Genomic DNA, 18,678 nt, shown 5'->3' with positions numbered 1-18,678 from the left:
CGCCCCGGCGCAATGCCGGGGCTACGCAGGGTTGCCCTGAGGGGTGGCAGGCCCTAAGCTCATCCGCAAGGAGGGCGATGCCGCCATGCCCGACCGCCGCCGCAGCCTCGCCGCCCTGATGGCGTTGATTGCCCCGCCGATCTACGCCCAGGCGGTGGTGATGCGGGCCTCGACCCTGCTGGAGCCCGACCCGGCCACCACGGTGGCGGAGCGGGTGATGCGCGAGGCCTACCGGCGCCTGGGGCTGGGCCTTGAGGTGCAGAGCCTGCCCGGCGAGCGCTCGCTGCTGAGCGCGAACACCGGCGAGAGCGATGCCGAGCTCTACCGCAGGGCCGGCATCGAGCGTGCCTATCCGAACCTGTTGATGGTGCCGGTAGCGCTGCAGACCTACGAGATCGTGGTATTCACCAAGTCGGTGCCGGCCTTCGCGGTGAGCGGCTGGGAGTCGCTGCGGCCCTACCGGCTGGGCTTCGTCAAGGGCATCAAGATCATCGAGGAGCACACCGTCGGCATGCGGGTCGAGACCGTCGCGACCATGCTGCAGGCCTTCACCAAGCTGGAGCTGGGGCGGACCGACCTGGTGCTGGCGAACCGGGTGTCGGGTCTGGCGACGGTCAATGCCCATCGCTTTGCGGGCGTCAGCGTGCTGACGCCACCGCTGGCCAGCTTTCCGGTGTTCCATTACCTGCATCGCCGGCACCGCGGCCTGCTGGCGCGGCTGACCGAGGTGCTGCGTGAGCTGGAGCGCGAGCGCTTCATCGCCTCAGTACAGGAAGAGGTCCTGGGGTCTTACTGAGGCCTTGGCAGGGATAGCGGCGCGTGCCTCCTAGAATCGCCGCTTGTTTCAACAGGATGACAAGCGCGCTCAGCTCGCGCTGCCCGCTCGATGACCGCCGCTGCCCCCGCGAATACCTCTCCCGTCGTGATCGTCGGCGCCGGCCTGGCCGGTCTGACCGTGGCCCTGCATCTGGCCGACCAGGTGCCGGTTGTCGTGCTGGCCAAGCGCGACCTGACCGAGGCGGCCACCGCCTGGGCGCAGGGCGGCATCGTCGGCGTGCTGGGCAGCGACGACAGCATCGACAGCCATGTGCGCGACACCCAGGATGCCGGCGCGGGCCTGGTCGACGAGGCGACGGCGCGCTTCATCGCCGAGCGCAGCGCGGCGGCGGTCGAGTGGCTGGTCGAGCAGGGCGTGCCCTTCACGCCGGATGACGATGGCCCGCTGGGCCTGCACCTGACCCGCGAGGGCGGCCATGCGGTGCGCCGCATCGCCCATGCGGCCGATGCCACCGGCAAGGCCATCCACGACCAGCTGCTGGCCGCGGCCAAAGCCCATCCGAACATCACGCTGCGCGAGCGCTGGATGGCGCTGGACCTGATCACCTCGCGCCATGTGCAGCGGGATGAGCCGCCGCGCTGCTACGGCATCTACGCGCTGGACATCGACGCGCAGCGGGTCGAGACCCTGGCGGCGCGCGCGGTCGTGATGGCCACCGGCGGCGCCGGCAAGGTCTACCGCTACACCACCAACCCCGACACCTCGACCGGCGACGGCATCGCGATGGCCTGGCGTGCCGGCTGCCGGGTCGCGAACATGGAGTTCATCCAGTTCCACCCGACCTGCCTGTATCACCCGCAGGAGCGCAGCTTCCTGATCACCGAGGCGCTGCGCGGCGAGGGGGGCCATCTGAAGCTGCCGGACGGAACGCGCTTCATGGCGGCGCACGATGAGCGCATGGAGCTGGCGCCGCGCGACATCGTCGCCCGCGCGATCGACTTCGAGATGAAGAAGCATGGCCTGGACCATGTGTGGCTGGACGCCACGCATCTGGGCGAGGCCTTCCTGAAGGAACATTTCCCGACCATCCACGCGCGCTGCCTGGGCCTGGGCATCGACATCGCGAAGCAGCCGATCCCCGTCGTGCCGGCGGTGCACTTCACCTGCGGCGGCGTCGTCACCGACCTGCTGGGGCGCGCCGACCTGCCGGGCCTGTATGCGGTGGGCGAAACCGGCTACACCGGCCTGCATGGCGCGAACCGGCTTGCCAGCAACTCGCTGCTGGAATGCGTGGTGCTGGGCCAGACCTGCGCCGACGACATCCTGGCCCAGCCGGTGCTGGCGCCGGCGCCGCTGCCGGCCTGGGACGAGAGCCAGGTCGAGGATGCCGACGAGCAGGTGGTGATCGCCCACAACTGGGACGAGCTGCGCCTCTTGATGTGGAACTATGTCGGCATCGTGCGCACCACCAAGCGGCTGGAGCGGGCGCTGCACCGCATCGACCTGCTGCGCGGCGAGATCGAGGACTACTACGCCAACTTCCGCGTCAACCGCGACCTGCTGGAGCTGCGCAACCTGGTCGACTGCGCCGAGCTGATCGTGCGCTCGGCGCTGCTGCGGCACGAGAGCCGCGGCCTGCATTTCAGCCGCGACTACCCGCGCACCCTGCCGGTCAGCTTCCCGACCGTGCTGATCAGCGAGCGCGGCGGTCGGCGCTGACGATCCCGAGCGCCGCGCCGCTCAGAGGCGCTGGCTCAGGGTCAGCTTGATGTTGCGACCCGGCGCGTAGACCGCCTCGGCCAGATAGGGCTGGACCGAGCGATTGAACAGGTTGTCGATGCTCAGGCTGAGCCGCGTGTCGGCCAGCTGGCCGCGGCCCTGCCACTGCGCGAACAGGCCGTGCAGGCCATAGCCCTTGGAGGCGGGCAGGGCGTAGGGCACGATCTCGTCGTCCGGCACCTTGCGCTGCGCGCCGACGAACTTGCCCTGCCAGCCGGCGGCCAGGCCCAGCGCCGGCCATTTGCCGCCGACCACCAGCACCAGTTTGGGTGCGGCGCTGTCGATCAGCGGCTGGTTGCGGCCCGCCCAGGGGTCGCGGATCGAGCCGCGATGCTCGCCCTGCATCCAGGCCAGCGAGCCGCTGGCGAACAGGCGGCGCGCCTCATACTGCGCCTCCAGCTCGATGCCCTCGCTGCGGTAGCCCGGCAGGTTGCGGTAGAAGGGCAGCTGCGCCGGGCGCGTCGTGCCCGGCTCGACCATCACGCCGAAGCGCTTGTGGATGTTGTCGTGCACCAGGTTGCGGAAGCCGGTCAGCGTGGCGGCCAGGCTGTCGCCGGCGGCGATCCAGTCGCGCTGCTCCCAGGTCAGGCCCGTGCGCAGCGCGGTGACGCGCTCCTTGAGCAGGCCGCGGCTGGTGGCCGGCGCGCTGGTGGCGGCGGACTGCACCTCGTAGACCTCGTCGATCACCGGCGCGCGCCAGCTGCGGCCGGCGTCGGCGAACAGCTGCAGCCGCGGGCCGACCCGCCAGGCCAGCGCCAGATGCTGCGACCAGCCATGGTGGAACACCGCGCGGTAGTCGTGGCCGGCCTTCGGGTCGTTGAAGCGCGGCGCGAGATTGGGCACGCCCTCGGTGCGCACATGGTCGTAGCGCAGGCCCGGCGTCAGGCTCAGGTCGCCCCAGCGGATCTCGTCCTCCAGCCAGGCGGAGACGCTGCGCTGCTCGCCCGAGGGCATGTAGTAGGGCTGCAGCCAGCCCTTGTTGTAGCTGGGGTCCTGCAGTCGGGTGTGCAGCAGCATCAGGGTGTCGCGCTCATGCTGCTGGGCCTGCAGGCCGGCGGCCAGCGTGTGGCGCCCGCCGCCCAGCGCGAAGCGCGCGGTGTTGCTCAGCTCGAACTGGCGGTCGCGGTAGCTGGCATGGCTCTGCTTGCCCAGGCTGGCGGCGAAGTCGCTGGTGATGCTGTCGGGCCGGCTGTCGTCCTGCCGGCTGCTGGACTGCGACAGCCGCAGTTGCAGGTCCAGCAGCGGCTGCGCGGCCGGCGCGTACTGCCACAGCAGCACCTGGGTGCGGTCCGCCTGCTCGCGCCACAGCACCTTGCGCAGCCAGGCCTCGCGCTCGCCGTAGCGGGCGATCTCGGCCGGGGTCGGCGCGGGCACCTCGTCGCGCTTGGCGGCAAAGGGCGACCATGCCTTGCTGCGCCCCTCCAGGTTGGACAGAGTCAGCCGGCTCTCGCCCAGCGGCAAGGTCAGCTTGAGGAGGGCCGAGCGGCTGTGGGTGGCGGAGAACTCGTACTCGCTGCCGTCGGCGCGACGCTGGTTGTCCGAATCGCGCGCGGTCAGCGCGGCGAGGAACTGCCAGGGCAGGGCGGAGCCGGCCTCGGCGCGCGCGAACACGCTGCCGGAGGCGATGCGCTGCCGGTCGTTGCCGGCCCAGCCGAGCTTGACCAGGCCGCCCAGGCGCTCGTCTGGGCGCAGCAGATCCTCGGCATCCTTGCTGTCGATGCGCACCGTGCCGCCGAAGCCGCCATTGCCGTAGCGCACCGAATGTGCGCCCTTGTCGACCGCGATGCGCTTGATCAGCTCCGGCTCGATGAAGATCGAGCCCTGGCGGTATTTCTCGAAGCCCTTGTTGGCGCCGTCCAGGGTCACGCGAACGTCCTCGACATCGCCGAAGCCCCAGATGTTCAGGCTCTGGCCGCCGGGGCGCCAGCTGCCGTTCAGGTCCACGCCGGGCAGGTTGTCCAGCAGCTGCTGCACGGTCAGCGCCTGCTGGCGCTCGATCTCGTCGGGGGTGATGCGGGTCTTGCCCGGGGCGATGCTGCGCAGGCCGTTGACCTGCACCCGCGGCAGCCGGGCGTCGACGGCCTCATCGGCAGCGCCGCCATCGACCGGCGCCGTCGCGAGGGCGGGGCTGCCGCACAGGGCGGCCAGCAGGGGGATGAGGGAAAAGGAAGAGGAGGTGCGGAGCAGGGAGAGGGAGACCACTGAAACTACTGCAGATGAGAATTATTATCATCTGAGTATAGCCTCCCGGGTCCATAGGCCCCGCTGCGCGGCCGCCGCGGGGGCGAATCGCGTCAGCGGCTGGCGCGCAGCTGCATGCGGGCCTGCACGAAGTTGAAGGCGTAGCTGACCGCCTCCTTGATCGCCGCGTCGATCTCCAGCCGCTCCGGCTCGGTCAGGTAGAAGGAGAAGTCCACCTCATGGCGGATGTAGCGCGGCGGCAGGCGGTTCAGCGCGACGCAGGCCACGTCGACCAGCAGGTCCGCGCTCTTGTTGAGCTCGGGGAAGCGCGGCGCATGCTCCACGACGGCGGCGAACACCTCGCGTTCGTGATGGTTGTACAGCGAAGTGAAGTCGGTCATAAGGCGGCCTCGGATGATGGTTGTCGCGCAACGATAGACGCTTTATAGCGCCCATGGCTGCGGAAAAACCAGCCCCGATTCGGGCTATTCGCGGGTGTTCGCGGGCCGCCGCCGTCCGGCGCGCGGCCCCGCTCAGGCCGCGCCGATGTTCGGTACGAAGCCCGGCAGCCGGCCGGCCTTCAGGGCCGCGGTGAAGTCCAGCATGCGGTCGATGCAGCCCAGGGCCTTGGCGCGGACGGGCTCGTCGACCGTGATCTCGCCACTGCCCCGCTCCAGGCAGTCGACGATGCCCTGCAGCCCGTTCATCGCCATCCAGGGGCAATGCGCGCAGCTCTTGCAGGTGGCGCTGTTGCCGGCGGTGGGCGCCTCGATCAGGGTCTTGCCCGGCGCCAGCTGGCGCATGCGATGCAGGATGCCGTTGTCGGTGGCGACGATGTATTCCTGCGCGCGGCCTTCCACCACCGCCTTGATCAGGGCCGAGGTCGAACCGACCACATGGGCCTTGTCGACCACGTTCTTGGGCGACTCGGGATGGACCAGGATCATCGCGTCCGGATGCTGCTCGCGCAGCAGGTCCAGTTCCAGGCCCTTGAACTCGTCGTGCACGATGCAGGCGCCGTTCCACATCAGCATGTCCGCACCGGTCTGCTCCTGGATGTAGCGGCCCAGATGCCGGTCCGGCGCCCACAGGATCTTCTCGCCCTGGGCTTTCAGGTGCGAGACGATCTCCAGCGCGCAGGAGCTGGTCACCATCCAGTCGGCGCGCGCCTTCACCGCGGCGCTGGTATTGGCGTAGACCACCACCTTGCGGTCCGGATGGGCGTCGCAGAAGGCCGCGAACTCCTCGGCCGGGCAGCCCAGGTCCAGCGAGCAGGTGGCGTCCAGATCCGGCATCAGCACGCGCTTCTCGGGGCTGAGGATCTTGGCGCTCTCGCCCATGAAGCGCACGCCGGCGACGACCAGGGTCTGGGCTTCATGGTCGCGGCCGAAGCGGGCCATCTCCAGCGAATCGGAGACGATGCCGCCGGTCTCCAGCGCCAGGTCCTGCAGATCTCCGTCCACGTAGTAATGCGCGACCAGCACCGCGTTGCGGGCCTTCAGCAGCGCCGCGGCGCGCGCCTTCAGGTCCACGCGCTGGCTGGGGTTCAAGGGGGCCGGCACCTTGGCCCAGGCATGGGCGGTGCAGCTGGCGCCCTCGGCGTCCTGGCGGATGTAGTCAAACAGCTGTGCTTCCATGCCGGGATTCTAGGTGGCCGGCGTCGCCCCGTCGGCCGCGGGGGATATGCCCTGGGCCCGCGCGCGCCGGGTCGATCCGGGCACTTGCTGAGCCGCCATCGCATCGGCTCTAATCGACCGGCATGCACTGTGCGGTAACAGGGCAGAGCGCCTGCCAGCCAGGGCGTGCATCGGTCGCGATCACTACTTCTTCTGAATCAGGGAGCTGTCATGAGAGACCTTTGCAGACTTTCCTCCGTATTCGTCGCCGCCTGCGTGGCGCTGGTGGTGCCGGGCACGGCCCAGGCCGACGAGGCGAAAGCCACCCCCGAGCAGGCGGTGGCGATGGTCAAGAAGACCGTGCAGGCGATCAAGTCGCAGGGCAAGGACCCGGTCTATGCGGAGATCACCGCCAAGTCGCCGCAGTACATCGACCGCGACCTGTACGTCGTGGTCTACGACCTCGAGGGCGTCGTCAAGGCGCATGGCGCCAACGATCGCATGGTGGGCAAGAACCTGATCGAGCTGAAGGACGTGGACGGCAAGCCCTTCGTCAAGGAGCGGGTTGACCTGGCCAAGAGCAAGGGAACCTTCTGGCAGGACTACAAGTTCACCAACCCGACCACCAAGAAGGTCGAGCCCAAGCGCATGTATTGCGAGCGGCTGAATGACACCGCCGTCTGCGGCGGTGTCTACAAGCCGGCTTAGCCCGCCCCCTGCTGCCCTGGGCAGCATGTCGGGTCGCTTGATCAGGGAGGTGAACAAGAATGAAGATCAAGACCAAGCTCATCCTTGCCCCGGCGCTGACCGTCGCCGCGATGTTCCTGGCCTCGCAGCTGGGCGCCTGGCAGCGCCAGCAGCAGGAGGTGCAGCAGGCGGCGCTGGTGGACAAGCAGATGGACCTGTTCAAGTCCCTCAGCGCCGCGCAGACCCGCATCGGCGTGATCCACGGGCGGGTGTTCAGGACGGTGGCGCTGACCAGCTCGCTGAACGACGCCGAGATCAAGAAGGAGCGCGCGGCCCTGTCCGAGCAGGTGGCGGCGGTGCGCCAGGTCTTGCGCGGTGCCGATCTGGCGGTCGGGCAGGACGAGCGCATCCGCCAGCTGATGAGCGAGACGGACGCGCTGCTGGGCCGCTATGTGAAGCAGTCGGACGAGGCGATCGACATGGCGGGCGTCGACCCCAATCTGGGCGTGGCGGCCCTGCAGGGCGCGGAGGCCAGCTTTGCCAAGCTGAGCGAGGCGGTGGCGGGCATCGTGCAGCGCATGGACGAGCAGGGCGACCTCGATCGCCAGGCGATGCTGGACCAGGGCCGGCGCGCCTTCTGGGGCCTGCTGCTGCTGGCCGCTGTGGTGGGGGTGGGCGCAGTGCTGTGCTCGATCTGGATGTTGCGCCGGATCCTGCGCGAGATCCGCGCCGTCGAGAGCCGCGCCGACGCGGTGGCCCAGGGCGACCTGCGGGCCTGGCCAGCCTGCGAGGATCGCGACGAGATGGGCGAGCTGCGCCGCCGCCTGGAGAGCATGGTGGCGCGGCTGGCGCAATCGATGGAGCGGGTGCGCAGCTCCTCCGATTCGATCCTGACCTCGGCCTCCGAGATTGCCGGCGGCACCCGCGACCTGAGCTCGCGCACCGAGCAGACCGCCGGGCATCTGCAGGCCAGCAGCTCCTCGATGGAGCAGCTGACGGCCCATGTGCGGCAGAGCGCCGACGCGGCCGCCGAGGCGACCCAGCTCGCCCGCTCGGCGGCCGATGTGGCGCAGCGCGGCGGCGACATGGTCAAGCGCGTGGTCGAGACCATGGGCGGCATCCGGGTGAGCTCGCACAAGATCGGCGACATCATCGGCATGATCGATGCGATCGCCTTCCAGACCAATCTGCTGGCGCTCAATGCAGCGGTCGAGGCGGCGCGTGCCGGCGAACAGGGCAAGGGCTTCGCCGTCGTCGCCGGCGAGGTGCGCGCGCTGGCGCAGCGCGCGGCCTCGGCGGCCAAGGAGATCGCGGCGCTGGTCAATGCCAGCGTGCAGACGGTGGAGTCCGGCGTGGCGCTGGTGCAGGACACCGGCCAGACCATGAACGAGCTGGTGCGCAGCGTGCAGTCGGTGACCGAGCAGATCGCCTCGATCAGCGCCGGCGCCGAGCAGCAGAGCAAGGGCATCGTCGACATCAACACCTCGGTGGCCCAGGTCGACCAGATGACGCAGCAGAACGCGGCCCTGGTCGAGCAGTCGACGGCGGTCACCGAGAGCCTGATCGCGCAGACCCAGGCGCTGAATGCGGTGGTGGGGGCGTTCCGGCTCGCGTCGACCTGAATCCCGGGCGACGGGGCGCCCTCAGGCCTCGGCGAAGAAGCGGCTCGGCGGCATGCCGACGGTGCGCGTCACCATCGCGCTGAAGGCGCTGGCGCTGGCATAGCCCAGCTCGGCGGCGATATGGCTCATCGGCTTCTGCTTGGCCGCCATCGACAGCGCATGGGCCAGCAGCACCTGGGTGCGCCATTGCGCATAGCCGGTGCCCAGCTGCTCGCGGAACAGGCGCGAGACCGTGCGTTCGCTGGCGCCGACCTCGGCGGCCCAGTCGGCCAACGCCTGGTGCCGCGCTGGCGCTGCGATCATCGCCTCGCACAAGCGCCGCAGCCTCTTGTCCTGCGGCAGCGCCACGCCCAGTCGCAGGCTGCGCGCGCGGCCCAGTTCGTCGACCACCAGATGGGTGATGCAGCGCTCGCGTTCGCGCTCGGCCGGGGTGGCGGGCGGGGCTTCCGGGTCGAGCGGCAGCTGCAACACCAGCTCGCGCAGCAGCGGCGAGACCTCCAGCACCCGGCTGTGCGACCAGGTCGCGTCGCCATCGGTCAGGCGGCTGTGCAGGTAGAGGGTGCGCAGATGGGCGCGCTCGATCGCCGAGACCGCATGCACGACGCGGCGCGGGATCCAGACCGCGCGCGAGGGCGGCACGATGTAGGTGTGCGCGCTGGTGCTGACCCGCACCGCGCCGCTGATCGAGAACACCAGCTGGCCCCATTCGTGATGGTGCGGCTGGATGTCCATCTGGTTCTCCATCAGCCGCGCCTTGCCGCGCAGGGGCCGCTCCGGCGTTGGCGCATAGCGGCGCGGGTCGGCGGGCGGCAGGCTGGTGCGATGCGGGCTGGCCGCGGCGGCAGCGGTTTTGCTCATTGGCGGAAATTCGATAGAGCTTGTCCATCTATCGTAACTCTGCCGGGGCGGGCCCGCCTACATTGGCCCCATGAATACAACGTCCTCACTCCCGCTCCCTAGCGAGCCGCGCGACCAGGCCCGGCGCGACTACGGCACGATCAGCCTGATCGGCCTGGCCCATGGCACCTCGCATTTCTTCCACATGTTGCTGGTGCCGCTGTTCCCGGCCTTCCGCCAGGAGTTCGGCTTCAGCTATTCGGAGCTGGGCCTGCTGGTCACGACCTTCTTCGTGATCTCCGGCGTCGGCCAGGCGCTGGCCGGCTTCCTGGTTGACCGCACCGGCGCGCGGCCGGTGCTGTTCGCGGCGCTGGCCAGCTTCGTGCTGGCCTCGATCGCGGCCGGCACCGCCACCGGCTTCAGCGGGCTGATGCTGGCCGCCGCGCTGGCCGGCCTGGGCAACGCACCCTTCCACCCGGTCGATTTCACGATCCTGAACAAGCGCGTCTCGCAGCCACGCCTGGGCCATGCCTTCTCGGTGCACGGCATCACCGGCAACCTCGGCTGGGCGCTGGCGCCGGTGTTCTCGATCGGCATTGCGCAGGCCACCGGCCATTGGCGCTATGCCTATCTGGGCACCGGCCTGGTGGCGCTGGCGGTGCTGCTGCTGCTGTTCTGGCAGCGCGAGGCGATCGACGACCGCCAGGGTTCCTGGGGCCATGCCAAGCCGGCGCCCGGCGCCAAGCAGGAGCACCCGATGGCCTTCCTGCGCCTGCCCTCGGTCTGGCTGTGCTTCAGCTTCTTCTTCTTCACCACCGCGGCCCTGAGCGCGATCCAGAGCTTCGCCAGCCCGGCCCTGGGCAAGATGTACGGCCTGCCGCTGTCGATCACCGCCTATGTCGTGACCGGCTACATGCTGTGCGGCGCGGCCGGCATGGTGCTGGGCGGCTTCCTGGTGGCCAAGGTCGAGCGTCTGGAGCGCACCATCGCCGCCGCGATGGCCGCCGCCGCCGTGCTGCTGTTGCTGACCGCCAGTGGCATCCTGCCGCCGCTGGTGGCCGCCGCCGCGACCGCGCTGGCCGGCTTCGGCACCGGCTTGGCCGGCCCCTCGCGCGACATGCTGATCAAGCGCGCCGCGCCTCCCGGCGCCACCGGCCGGGTCTACGGCACCGTCTACTCGGGCCTGGACGTCGGCTTCGCGCTGGCCGCCCCGATCTTCGGCGCGCTGCTGGACCGCGGCTATGCCTCCGGCGTTTTCGCCGGCTCGGCCCTGGCGCTGGGCTTGGGGATCGCTTCGGCGGGGTTGGTCGGTTTGCGTGTCGTCAATATGCGGCGCGCGGCGGCGGCCTGAGCTTGAGCCGCCGCATGCCTCGATCAGCGATGTACCTCACTGGTCCTGATGAGCATTGAACGGCTCCTGGCAACGGTCTTGCTCTGGGCTGCTGCCTGTGCTGGCGCGTCGGCGGCGGAGTACGGCATCCTCAAGATGGACGGGGAGGGCAAGGCCCTGCTGATCACGGCCAAGCGGCCAGATCCGAGTGCGACGCTGCTGGTTCAGTACCCGGATGCGGAGTCGCGTCCGGTCTGCTGCAAGCATTTGCGGGCCGCGGATCTGGTGCCGGTCGGCAAGGGCGAGGCCGTTGCGATCAACAAGCTTTCGGGCGTCGAGCCACTGCTGTACCGGGTGCCAGTCCCGCGCGAATGGACCGACATGCCCTTCATCGGCATCGCCGCATGGGGTCAACCGAGCCGGGTGCGCAATGGGCGAGACGGGCAACTGGAGGCGAGCGACCGTCATGGGGGCAAGAGCCGGGCGAGTTTGTGCACCAGCTCGGAGGGTGTCCATCTGCTGGAGCCGGCGTCCGGCCGGAAAAGGCAGAAAACCCATCTGTATCTCTGGCTGGGCTACGAGATCGAATCGCCGACCTGCAAGGCGGGGCAGGTCAAGTAGCGAAGCTTCCTCGCCAATCTTGCGGCAGCTCAAGATGCGCCCTGTGGTCTTCCCTGATCCCGCAGGTGCGATACCTTTTCGGGGCAGGTGAGCGCTACAGTCGGCGGGCATGAAGAGCAGCAGCCAACCCCGTGGATCCGATGCCCGGCTTGCCGGCCATGCCCTCGTCGAAGCCCTGATCGCCCAAGGCGTGACCGATGTCTTCGGCGTCCCCGGCGAGAGCTATCTCGCCGTGCTCGACGGCTTCCACGAGCATCGCGACCGGGGCATCCGCTTCATCGCCTGCCGCCAGGAGGGCGGGGCGGCCTTCATGGCCGAGGCGCAGGGCAAGCTGACCGGGCGGCCCGGCATCTGCTTCGTGACGCGCGGGCCGGGGGCGACCAATGCCAGCATCGGGCTGCACACGGCCTTCCAGGATTCGACGCCGATGATCCTCTTCATCGGCCAGGTGGCCAGCGACCAGCGCGACCGCGAAGCCTTCCAGGAACTGGACTATCGCCAGATGTTCGGCCCCGGCACCCTGGGCTTCGCCAAATGGGTCGGCGAGGTGCAGGACGCGGACCGCCTGCCCGAGTATGTCGCGCGCGCCTTCCATACCGCGCTGCAGGGCCGGCCCGGGCCGGTGGTGCTGGTGCTGCCGGAGGACATGCTGACCCGCGCGACCACGGCGCCGGTGCTGCCGCGTGCCGAGCCGGCGCTGGCCTGGCCCGCGCCGGCCGCGCTGGCCGCGCTGCGCGAACGCCTGCTGGCGGCGCGGCGCCCCTTCGTGATCGCCGGCGGCGGTGGCTGGACGCCAGAGGCCTGCGCCGCGCTGCAGCGCTTCGCCGAGAGCTGGCGCCTGCCGGTGGGCTGTGCCTTCCGCTTCCAGGACCTGTTCGACAACCGCCATGAGCTCTATGCCGGCGATGTCGGCATCGGCATCAATCCGAAGCTGGCCGCGCGCATCAAGGAGGCCGACCTGATCCTCGCGCTCGGGCCGCGCCTGGGTGAGATGACCACCGGCGGTTACACCCTGCTGCAGGCGCCGCGGCCCGCGCAGCAGCTGGTGCATATCCATGCGGGAGCGGAGGAGCTGGGGCGGGTCTATGCGGCCGATCTGCTGATCAACGCCAGCATGGCCTGCGCGGCCCCGGCGCTGGCCGGCCTTGCGCCGCCCGAGCGAGAGCCCGCCTGGGCCGACTGGACCCGTCAGGCCCAGGCCGACTACCAGGCCAACCACGAGGCCCCGCCGGTCGAGCCGCTGGACCTGGCCCGGGTGATCAAGACCCTGGACCGGCTGATGCCCGAGGACACGATCTACACCAACGGCGCCGGCAACTACAGCGGCTGGCTGCACCGCTATCACCGCTACCCGGCCCTGCACCAGGTCGGGCGCAACCAGTTGGCGCCGACCTCGGGCGCGATGGGCTATGGCGTGCCGGCGGCCGTGGCCGCTGCGCTGCTCGAACCGGGCCGCTGGGCGGTCAATATCGCCGGCGACGGCGACTTCCTGATGAGCGGCCAGGAGCTGGCCACCGCCACCGGCTACGGCGCAAGGAAGCTGATCTCGATCGTCGTCGACAACGGCACCTACGGCACGATCCGCATGCACCAGGAGCGCGAGTACCCGGGCCGGGTCTCGGGCAGCGATCTATTCAACCCCGACTTCGCGGCGCTGGCGCGGGCCTATGGCTGGCAGGCGCAGCGGGTCGACGCTACCGCGGGTTTCGAGCCGGCGCTGCGCGCCGCGCTGGCGGCCGACGGGCCGAGCCTGATCCATCTGAAGCTCGATGCCGATGTCTCGACCAGCCGGAGCACGCTGAGCGCGATCCGTGCGGCCGCCAGACAGCGTCTGGGACAATCCGCCGATGAGTAGTGCAAGCAACATCGACTTCGAACTGCGCGGCGAGTACATCGAGCTGGACAAGCTGCTGAAGGCCACCGGCCTGGCGGACAGCGGCGGCCAGGCGCGCATGATGATCACCGAGGGCCTGGTGCGCGTCGACGGCCGGCCCGAGAGCCGCAAGACCGCCAAGATCCGCGCCGGCCAGGTGGTGCAATGCCAGGACGTGAGGATCCGCGTCCTCCCCGACCCTCACCAGGATTGATATGGACCACCCCCTACCGGCTTCGCCGGCCCCCTCTAGGGGGCGCGCCCGCAGGCCCGGCAAAGCCGGAGCCTCGGACGCTGCTTGGCTCGGTTGGTTTCTTGCGTCGCGATAGCCGCTGAACGGCGCAGAGCACTGAGACGAAAGATCACGCCATCATGAAGTTCTCCACCTGCGATCTCTGCGACGAACACAAGGGCGACGACAGCGGGCAGGTCCGCGTGCTACCCGGCGGGCTGTACCGCCATTACGGCGGCCATCTCGATTTCGCCGGGCCGGTGGCGACCCTGCGCTGCCTGGAGGACAACTCGCTGCTGAAGAGCCTGGTCGAGACCGAGGCGGGGCAGGGCCGGGTGCTGGTGGTGGACGGCGGCGCCTCGATGAAGCGCGCGCTGCTGGGCGGCAATCTGGCCGCCGCCGCGGCGAAGAACGGCTGGGCCGGCCTGCTGATCCATGGCTGCGTGCGCGACCTGGCCGAGCTGCGCGAGGCCGAACTCGGCATCCTGGCGCTGGGCCATGTGCCGCTGCCGACCGAGCGGCGCGGCCAGGGCGTCGCCGGCATCGCGCTGCAGATCGGCGGCGGTGTCTGGGTGCGGCCGGGCGACTGGCTTTATGCCGACGAGGACGGCACCGTGATCGGCGGCGCGCCCCTGCACAAGCCGTGATGCGCACAGCGGATGCGCGCTTCGCGCAACTGGGTCCGAACGGATCATCCCGGCCCCAACGGACCATCCGCGCCCGGTAAAACTCGCTCCCTACAGTCCCGCGCAGTGTTGTTGCCACTGTGCCGGATTGTCGATGAGCGCTCCCGAAACCCCCGTACCCCCCGCCCCTTCTTCTTTCTCTTCCGTCCACCTCGGCGCGCCGCGCCGCCGTGACTTCCTCGGCGGCCTGGGCGGCGCGGCCGTGGCCGGCTCGGCCGGCCTGCTGGGCCTGCCGGCGCGCGCCGCCAGCTATGCCTTCGCCCATGGCGTGGCCAGCGGCGATCCGCTGGCCGACCGGCTGATCATCTGGACCCGCGTGACGGCCAGTGGCGACGCGAACCCGCGCGTATTCTGGGAGATCTCGACCGACCCCGGCTTCGCCCGTATCCTGCGCAGCGGTCTGGCGCCGACCAGCGCCGCGCGCGACTTCACGGTCAAGGTGGACGTCACCGGCCTGCAGCCCGGCACCCGCTACCACTACCGCTTCAGCTGTGGCGGTCAGCGCTCGGTGGTCGGCCGCGCGCGCACCCTGCCGGCGGGCGATGCCGCCGTCGAGCGGGTCCGGCTGGCGGTGTTCTCCTGCTCCAACTATCCGGCCGGCCTGTTCCATGCCTATGCCGAGGCCGCGCGCATGAGCGAGGAGCTCGATGCGGCCCTGCACCTGGGCGACTTCATCTACGAATACGACCGCAGCGGCTATGCCTCGGCCAATGCCGCGGCGCTGGGCCGCCAGGTGCTGCCGGACCGCGAATGCGTGAGCCTGGCCGACTACCGCCAGCGCTATGCCCAGTACCGCAGCGACCCGGACCTGCAGGTGCTGAGCGCGGCGCTGCCGCTGATCGCGGTCTGGGACGACCATGAGCTTGCCAACAATACCTATCTGGGCGGCGCGGCCAACCATACCGAGGGCAGCGAGGGCAGCTTCGCCGCACGCCAGAGCGCCGCGCTGAAGGCTTATCACGAATGGCTGCCGACGCGGCTGCCGGACCCCGCCGAGCCGGCGCGCATCTACCGCTCCTTCGACTGGGGCCGCCTGCTGTCGCTGCATATGCTGGAGACCCGGCTGCTGGCGCGCAGCAAGCAGCTGGCCCATACCAGCTACCTGACGCCCGAGGGCATCGACGGCGCGGCGCTGGACGCCGCGGTCAACGCGCCGGGTCGCCAGCTGCTGGGCCGCACGCAGATGGACTGGCTGAAGGGCCAGCTCACCGCCTCGCGCGCCACCTGGCAGGTGCTGGGCCAGCAGGTGCGCATGGCCGAGACGCGGCTGCCGGCCTCGATCGCGCTGGGCCAGATCTCCTTCAACGGCCATGGCGCGCTGCAGGCCCGCGCCGCGGCCGGCGCGCAGCTGAGCCGCTCGGAGCGCTACATCCTGGCCCAGCCCTGGGTGCCGGAGAACCTGGACGCCTGGGACGGCTATGGCGCGGAGCGCGCCGAGCTGCTGGCCGCCGCGCAGCAGCTGGGACGCAACCTCGTCTCGCTGGCCGGCGACACCCACAACGCCTGGGCCGACGAGCTGCTCGATGCGCAGGGCCGCCATGCCGGCGTCGAGTTCGCGACGCCGGGTGTCAGCTCGCCGGGTCTGGAGAGCTCGCGCCTGACCGACACGCCGGCGCAGATGGAGCAATGGTTCCTGGCCAACTGCCCGAACCTGCGCTACGCCGAGACCGCGCACCGCGGCTTCATGGTGCTGAGCGCGACGCCCGGCGCCTGCCGCGCCGACTGGCATTTCGTCGACAGCGTCGAGTCGCGCGACTACCGCCGCTGGCTGGGCGCCAGCCGGCAGGTGCTGCCGGGACAGCATCGCCTGCTGCCGGTCTGAATCCCATCCCCTCAGAGATAGAGAAAAGAGAGAGAGAACCTGATGAAGACCATCACTCACGCGCTGCTGGGCGCCGCGCTGCTCGCCGGCCTCGCCGCCACCGCACAGGCCGCCGTCGGCATCGAGCTGAAGCCGGATGCCTCCGGCCAGTTCAAGAGCTTCGAATACCTGCAGGACTTCAATAGCCTGTCCTCGGCCAACTCGACCTCCGCCAACCGCGCCTGGGCCAATGACAGCACCCTGGCCGGCTGGTCGCTGTTCAATGCGCAGAAGGCCGCGACGATCAGCTATTACCGTGCCAGCGCCGGCGGCGAGGCCGGCGGCTATTTCTACAGCTATGGCCACAACGGCGATGGCGACCGCGCGCTGGGCTCGGTGGGCTCGGGCGGCGCCTACTTCGGCAGCCCGGCCGAGAACGCGATCTCCGGCTATGTGGCGCTGGCGCTGCGCAACGACAGCGGCGTCGCGCTGAACGGCGTCAGCGTGATGTGGGAGGCCGAGCAATGGCGCGTCGGCGAGAAGAACGCCACCAGCGACACGCTGGACTTCCGCTTCGGCTTCGGCGAGACCTTCGCCGCGGTGCAGAACTGGCAGAACCCGGGCAGCGCCTTCAAGTTCAACTCGCAGCTGAAGAACAGCACGACCGGTGCGGGCCGCGCCAACGACGGCAATGCCGACGGCGTCGTGGCCCTGGGCGGCGACATCGCGCTGGACTGGCAGCCGGGCCAGACCCTGTGGCTGACCTGGGTCGACTACAACAGCGCCGGCTTCGACCATGGCCTGGCGATCGACAACGTGCTGGTGACCGGTGCGGTGAGCGCCGTGCCCGAGCCGGCCGGCTATGCGCTGCTGTCGCTCGGCCTGCTGGGCCTGCTGGCGCTGCAGCGCCGCCGCGGAGGGCGCGCATGAGGCGGGCCGGTTTGCTGCTGTCGAGCCTGCTGTTGGTCGTGACCGCCCGGGCCCAGGTGCCGGTGGCGCCGGATGCGCAGGGGCGCTTTCGCTACGAGCAGGGCTTCGACGCGCTGCCGGCCAGCGGCGCCAGCGCGCGCTGGGTCGACAACCAGACCCTGCCGGGCTGGTTCTTGTTCAACTTCGTCGAGCAGCCGCTGGTCACGCCGACCCTGCGCGTCGATGACGGCCGGCTGTCCAGCGGCAGCTTCTACAGCTACGGCCGCCCCGGCGAGCGCGACCGCGCGCTCGGCGCCCTGGGCTCCGGCGGCTTCTACTTCGGCACCCCGGTGGCGGGCGGCCAGGCCGGCTATATCGCACTGGCCCTGCGCCATGCCGGCAGCGCCGAGATCGCGCGCCTGAAGCTGGCCTTCCAGGGCCAGCAATGGCGCCAGGCGGCCAGCGACGATGTCAACACCCTGGTGTTCGAGTACGGCATCGGCGAGCGCATCGACCTGGTCGAGCGCTGGACGCGACCCGGCAGCGGCTTCGATTTCGACTCGCCCTCGCCGGAACTGGGTTCCGACACTGGCACCCCGCTGGACGGCCGCAGCCCCGCTGCCAGCCGCGAGCTCGGCGGCCCGCTCGCGACGCCGGGCTGGCAGCCCGGCCAGACCCTGTGGCTGCGCTGGGGCCAGCTGAACAACCATGGCTACGACCATGGCCTGGCGATCGACCGGGTGCGCGTCAGCGTGGGCGACTGAATCCGGGCCGGCCCGGCCGCCGGCGGCGCAGCGCCAGCAGGCCCAGGCCGGCGGCCATCAGCGCGTAGCCGGAGGGCTCGGGCACGCTGCTGACCAGGCCCGTGTAGCTCAGGCTCAGCGTGGGCCGGTAGAAGGCATGCTCGGTGGCGAGCTCATAGCTCAGCAGGCCGCTTGCGGACAGCGCGGCCAGGCTGCCGGCGTCCAGGCTCAGCGTGATGCGGGTGGGATCCGACTGGCCGACGAAGCTCATCGCGTGCTGGGTGTAGCGCTCGTAGCTGCGAAACTGCGTCTCCCACAGCTCGACGGGCGGGCCGTCGGGCGGGTACTCGTAGCCGAACACGGTGCGCGAGTAGGACTCCTCGGTGCCGTCGTAGGTCCGGCCCAGCTCGGCGCGGGAGAGTTCGCGCCGGTCGCCCAGGTTGTCGGCACTGGCGCTGACCATGCCGACGCGGGCGCTGATGCGCTGCCAGGCCTGGTTGAAGACATCGACGGCCTCGCGCTGCTGCGTCAGGCGCAGATCGCTGCAGATGAAGCCCGCCACGCCCTGACAGCGCGAGCCGAGCTGCACGTCGAGGGTCGCGTAGTCGCCGTAGAGCGGCGCGCCGGTGGACTCGAAGCCATCGTGCGCCGCGATGCTGAAGCTCAGGCTGACCGTGCTCAGCTGAAAGCCGGGCAGGCGCGGCAGGCTGGCACCGAGGTCGAGTGTCTGCTGCCCGGTCTGCACCGGGCCCAGGTTCAGCGTGCCTTGCAGGACCGGCCCCGTGGCCAGGGCCGGGGTGGCGCCGAGGAGCATGGCGCCGCTGCAGGCGAGGGCGCGGAAAAACGAGGTGCTGGTGAACATGGGCGAGGGCGATTCGTGATGACGGGGCGTGTCGAAGTCGCGCGAGTCTACGGCGCCGCCCCCCGGCGCGGCTACCTGCCTCCCCCGAGCTCGGGGGAGTCCGGCAGGCAAAACCTGACCC

The 18,678-nt window shown here is 70.3% G+C and carries 17 protein-coding genes; 12 read left to right on the top strand and 5 right to left on the bottom strand.

The genetic code is table 11. The annotated features are described in order from the left end of the window. The first annotated feature begins 85 nt into the window (after positions 1 to 85). Together G8A07_RS18825 and nadB are read left to right on the top strand one after the other, a co-directional pair. Positions 86 to 796, top strand: a complete 711-nt coding sequence (locus tag G8A07_RS18825) for an ABC transporter substrate-binding protein (protein ID WP_195793530.1) — start codon at positions 86 to 88, stop codon at positions 794 to 796. 90 nt (positions 797 to 886) lie between these two features. Next, entirely contained in the window at positions 887 to 2,497 is a 1,611-nt protein-coding gene (nadB, locus tag G8A07_RS18820; RefSeq protein WP_195793529.1) for an L-aspartate oxidase, read from the top strand. A gap of 21 nt (positions 2,498 to 2,518) precedes the next feature. On the opposite strand, the gene G8A07_RS18815 is transcribed toward nadB, so the two are convergent. The 3 genes from G8A07_RS18815 to nadA form a co-directional block, all read right to left on the bottom strand. Beyond that, positions 2,519 to 4,759, bottom strand: coding sequence for a TonB-dependent receptor domain-containing protein (locus G8A07_RS18815; protein ID WP_195793528.1), 2,241 nt, complete (start codon positions 4,757 to 4,759; stop codon positions 2,519 to 2,521). Between the two features lie 92 nt (positions 4,760 to 4,851). After that, positions 4,852 to 5,139 (bottom strand): late competence development ComFB family protein, encoded by a 288-nt coding sequence (locus G8A07_RS18810; protein ID WP_195793527.1) that lies wholly within the window; start codon positions 5,137 to 5,139, stop codon positions 4,852 to 4,854. Between the two features lie 132 nt (positions 5,140 to 5,271). Then, on the bottom strand, positions 5,272 to 6,375 hold the full coding sequence (nadA, locus tag G8A07_RS18805) for a quinolinate synthase NadA (RefSeq protein WP_195793526.1): 1,104 nt from the start codon (positions 6,373 to 6,375) through the stop codon (positions 5,272 to 5,274). A 210-nt stretch (positions 6,376 to 6,585) separates the two neighbouring features. Between nadA and G8A07_RS18800 the strand changes: the two genes are divergently transcribed. Then, the gene (locus tag G8A07_RS18800) at positions 6,586 to 7,062 is read left to right on the top strand and encodes a cache domain-containing protein (RefSeq protein WP_195793525.1); all 477 of its coding nucleotides are present in this window, start codon (positions 6,586 to 6,588) and stop codon (positions 7,060 to 7,062) included. Between the two features lie 59 nt (positions 7,063 to 7,121). After that, entirely contained in the window at positions 7,122 to 8,663 is a 1,542-nt protein-coding gene (locus G8A07_RS18795; protein ID WP_195793524.1) for a methyl-accepting chemotaxis protein, read from the top strand. A gap of 21 nt (positions 8,664 to 8,684) precedes the next feature. Here the strand turns inward: G8A07_RS18795 and G8A07_RS18790 are convergent, their stop codons facing one another. Beyond that, positions 8,685 to 9,521 (bottom strand): helix-turn-helix domain-containing protein, encoded by an 837-nt coding sequence (locus G8A07_RS18790; protein WP_195793523.1) that lies wholly within the window; start codon positions 9,519 to 9,521, stop codon positions 8,685 to 8,687. 70 nt (positions 9,522 to 9,591) lie between these two features. Between G8A07_RS18790 and G8A07_RS18785 the strand changes: the two genes are divergently transcribed. The 8 genes from G8A07_RS18785 to G8A07_RS18750 all read left to right on the top strand — a co-directional run bounded on the left by G8A07_RS18785 (position 9,592) and on the right by G8A07_RS18750 (position 17,716). Then, positions 9,592 to 10,851, top strand: a complete 1,260-nt coding sequence (locus G8A07_RS18785; protein ID WP_195793522.1) for an MFS transporter — start codon at positions 9,592 to 9,594, stop codon at positions 10,849 to 10,851. Positions 10,852 to 10,899: 48 nt separating this feature from the next. After that, complete coding sequence (locus G8A07_RS18780) at positions 10,900 to 11,451, top strand: hypothetical protein (protein WP_195793521.1); 552 nt, start codon at positions 10,900 to 10,902, stop codon at positions 11,449 to 11,451. A 109-nt stretch (positions 11,452 to 11,560) separates the two neighbouring features. Beyond that, positions 11,561 to 13,306, top strand: a complete 1,746-nt coding sequence (locus tag G8A07_RS18775; protein ID WP_195793520.1) for a thiamine pyrophosphate-binding protein — start codon at positions 11,561 to 11,563, stop codon at positions 13,304 to 13,306. Beyond that, a complete protein-coding gene (locus G8A07_RS18770) occupies positions 13,299 to 13,538 on the top strand; it encodes an RNA-binding S4 domain-containing protein (protein ID WP_195793519.1) in 240 nt (79 codons plus the stop codon). Before G8A07_RS18775 ends, G8A07_RS18770 begins: the two co-directional genes overlap by 8 nt. A gap of 158 nt (positions 13,539 to 13,696) precedes the next feature. Further along, on the top strand, positions 13,697 to 14,203 hold the full coding sequence (gene rraA / locus G8A07_RS18765) for a ribonuclease E activity regulator RraA (RefSeq protein WP_195793518.1): 507 nt from the start codon (positions 13,697 to 13,699) through the stop codon (positions 14,201 to 14,203). A gap of 133 nt (positions 14,204 to 14,336) precedes the next feature. Continuing rightward, positions 14,337 to 16,064 (top strand): alkaline phosphatase, encoded by a 1,728-nt coding sequence (locus G8A07_RS18760; RefSeq protein WP_195793517.1) that lies wholly within the window; start codon positions 14,337 to 14,339, stop codon positions 16,062 to 16,064. A gap of 42 nt (positions 16,065 to 16,106) precedes the next feature. Then, entirely contained in the window at positions 16,107 to 16,973 is an 867-nt protein-coding gene (locus tag G8A07_RS18755; RefSeq protein ID WP_195793516.1) for a PEP-CTERM sorting domain-containing protein, read from the top strand. Beyond that, entirely contained in the window at positions 16,970 to 17,716 is a 747-nt protein-coding gene (locus G8A07_RS18750) for a hypothetical protein (protein ID WP_195793515.1), read from the top strand. The genes G8A07_RS18755 and G8A07_RS18750 overlap by 4 nt, the downstream gene beginning before the upstream one ends. On the opposite strand, the gene G8A07_RS18745 is transcribed toward G8A07_RS18750, so the two are convergent. Next, positions 17,700 to 18,557, bottom strand: a complete 858-nt coding sequence (locus G8A07_RS18745; protein ID WP_195793514.1) for a PEP-CTERM sorting domain-containing protein — start codon at positions 18,555 to 18,557, stop codon at positions 17,700 to 17,702. The two genes, G8A07_RS18750 and G8A07_RS18745, sit on opposite strands and share 17 nt — an antisense overlap. Between the last annotated feature and the right edge of the window lie 121 nt (positions 18,558 to 18,678).

This window comes from Roseateles sp. DAIF2 (genome assembly GCF_015624425.1).
Classification (GTDB): Bacteria; Pseudomonadota; Gammaproteobacteria; order Burkholderiales; family Burkholderiaceae_C; genus Kinneretia.
Note: the sequence above shows the minus strand (reverse complement) of the source record. Positions and strands in the feature narration are given on the sequence as shown.

What these genes read in the sequence shown, in the direction of transcription:
- nadA (WP_195793526.1), bottom strand. Translation starts at nt 6,375, where the DNA reads ATGGAAGCACAGCTGTTTGACTACATCCGCCAGGACGCCGAGGGCGCC.
- G8A07_RS18770 (WP_195793519.1), top strand. Translation starts at nt 13,299, where the DNA reads ATGAGTAGTGCAAGCAACATCGACTTCGAACTGCGCGGCGAGTACATC.
- rraA (WP_195793518.1), top strand. Translation starts at nt 13,697, where the DNA reads ATGAAGTTCTCCACCTGCGATCTCTGCGACGAACACAAGGGCGACGAC.
- G8A07_RS18775 (WP_195793520.1), top strand. Translation starts at nt 11,561, where the DNA reads ATGAAGAGCAGCAGCCAACCCCGTGGATCCGATGCCCGGCTTGCCGGC.
- G8A07_RS18790 (WP_195793523.1), bottom strand. Translation starts at nt 9,521, where the DNA reads ATGAGCAAAACCGCTGCCGCCGCGGCCAGCCCGCATCGCACCAGCCTG.
- G8A07_RS18800 (WP_195793525.1), top strand. Translation starts at nt 6,586, where the DNA reads ATGAGAGACCTTTGCAGACTTTCCTCCGTATTCGTCGCCGCCTGCGTG.
- G8A07_RS18780 (WP_195793521.1), top strand. Translation starts at nt 10,900, where the DNA reads ATGAGCATTGAACGGCTCCTGGCAACGGTCTTGCTCTGGGCTGCTGCC.
- nadB (WP_195793529.1), top strand. Translation starts at nt 887, where the DNA reads ATGACCGCCGCTGCCCCCGCGAATACCTCTCCCGTCGTGATCGTCGGC.
- G8A07_RS18755 (WP_195793516.1), top strand. Translation starts at nt 16,107, where the DNA reads ATGAAGACCATCACTCACGCGCTGCTGGGCGCCGCGCTGCTCGCCGGC.
- G8A07_RS18785 (WP_195793522.1), top strand. Translation starts at nt 9,592, where the DNA reads ATGAATACAACGTCCTCACTCCCGCTCCCTAGCGAGCCGCGCGACCAG.
- G8A07_RS18760 (WP_195793517.1), top strand. Translation starts at nt 14,337, where the DNA reads ATGAGCGCTCCCGAAACCCCCGTACCCCCCGCCCCTTCTTCTTTCTCT.
- G8A07_RS18750 (WP_195793515.1), top strand. Translation starts at nt 16,970, where the DNA reads ATGAGGCGGGCCGGTTTGCTGCTGTCGAGCCTGCTGTTGGTCGTGACC.
- G8A07_RS18745 (WP_195793514.1), bottom strand. Translation starts at nt 18,557, where the DNA reads ATGTTCACCAGCACCTCGTTTTTCCGCGCCCTCGCCTGCAGCGGCGCC.
- G8A07_RS18795 (WP_195793524.1), top strand. Translation starts at nt 7,122, where the DNA reads ATGAAGATCAAGACCAAGCTCATCCTTGCCCCGGCGCTGACCGTCGCC.
- G8A07_RS18810 (WP_195793527.1), bottom strand. Translation starts at nt 5,139, where the DNA reads ATGACCGACTTCACTTCGCTGTACAACCATCACGAACGCGAGGTGTTC.
- G8A07_RS18825 (WP_195793530.1), top strand. Translation starts at nt 86, where the DNA reads ATGCCCGACCGCCGCCGCAGCCTCGCCGCCCTGATGGCGTTGATTGCC.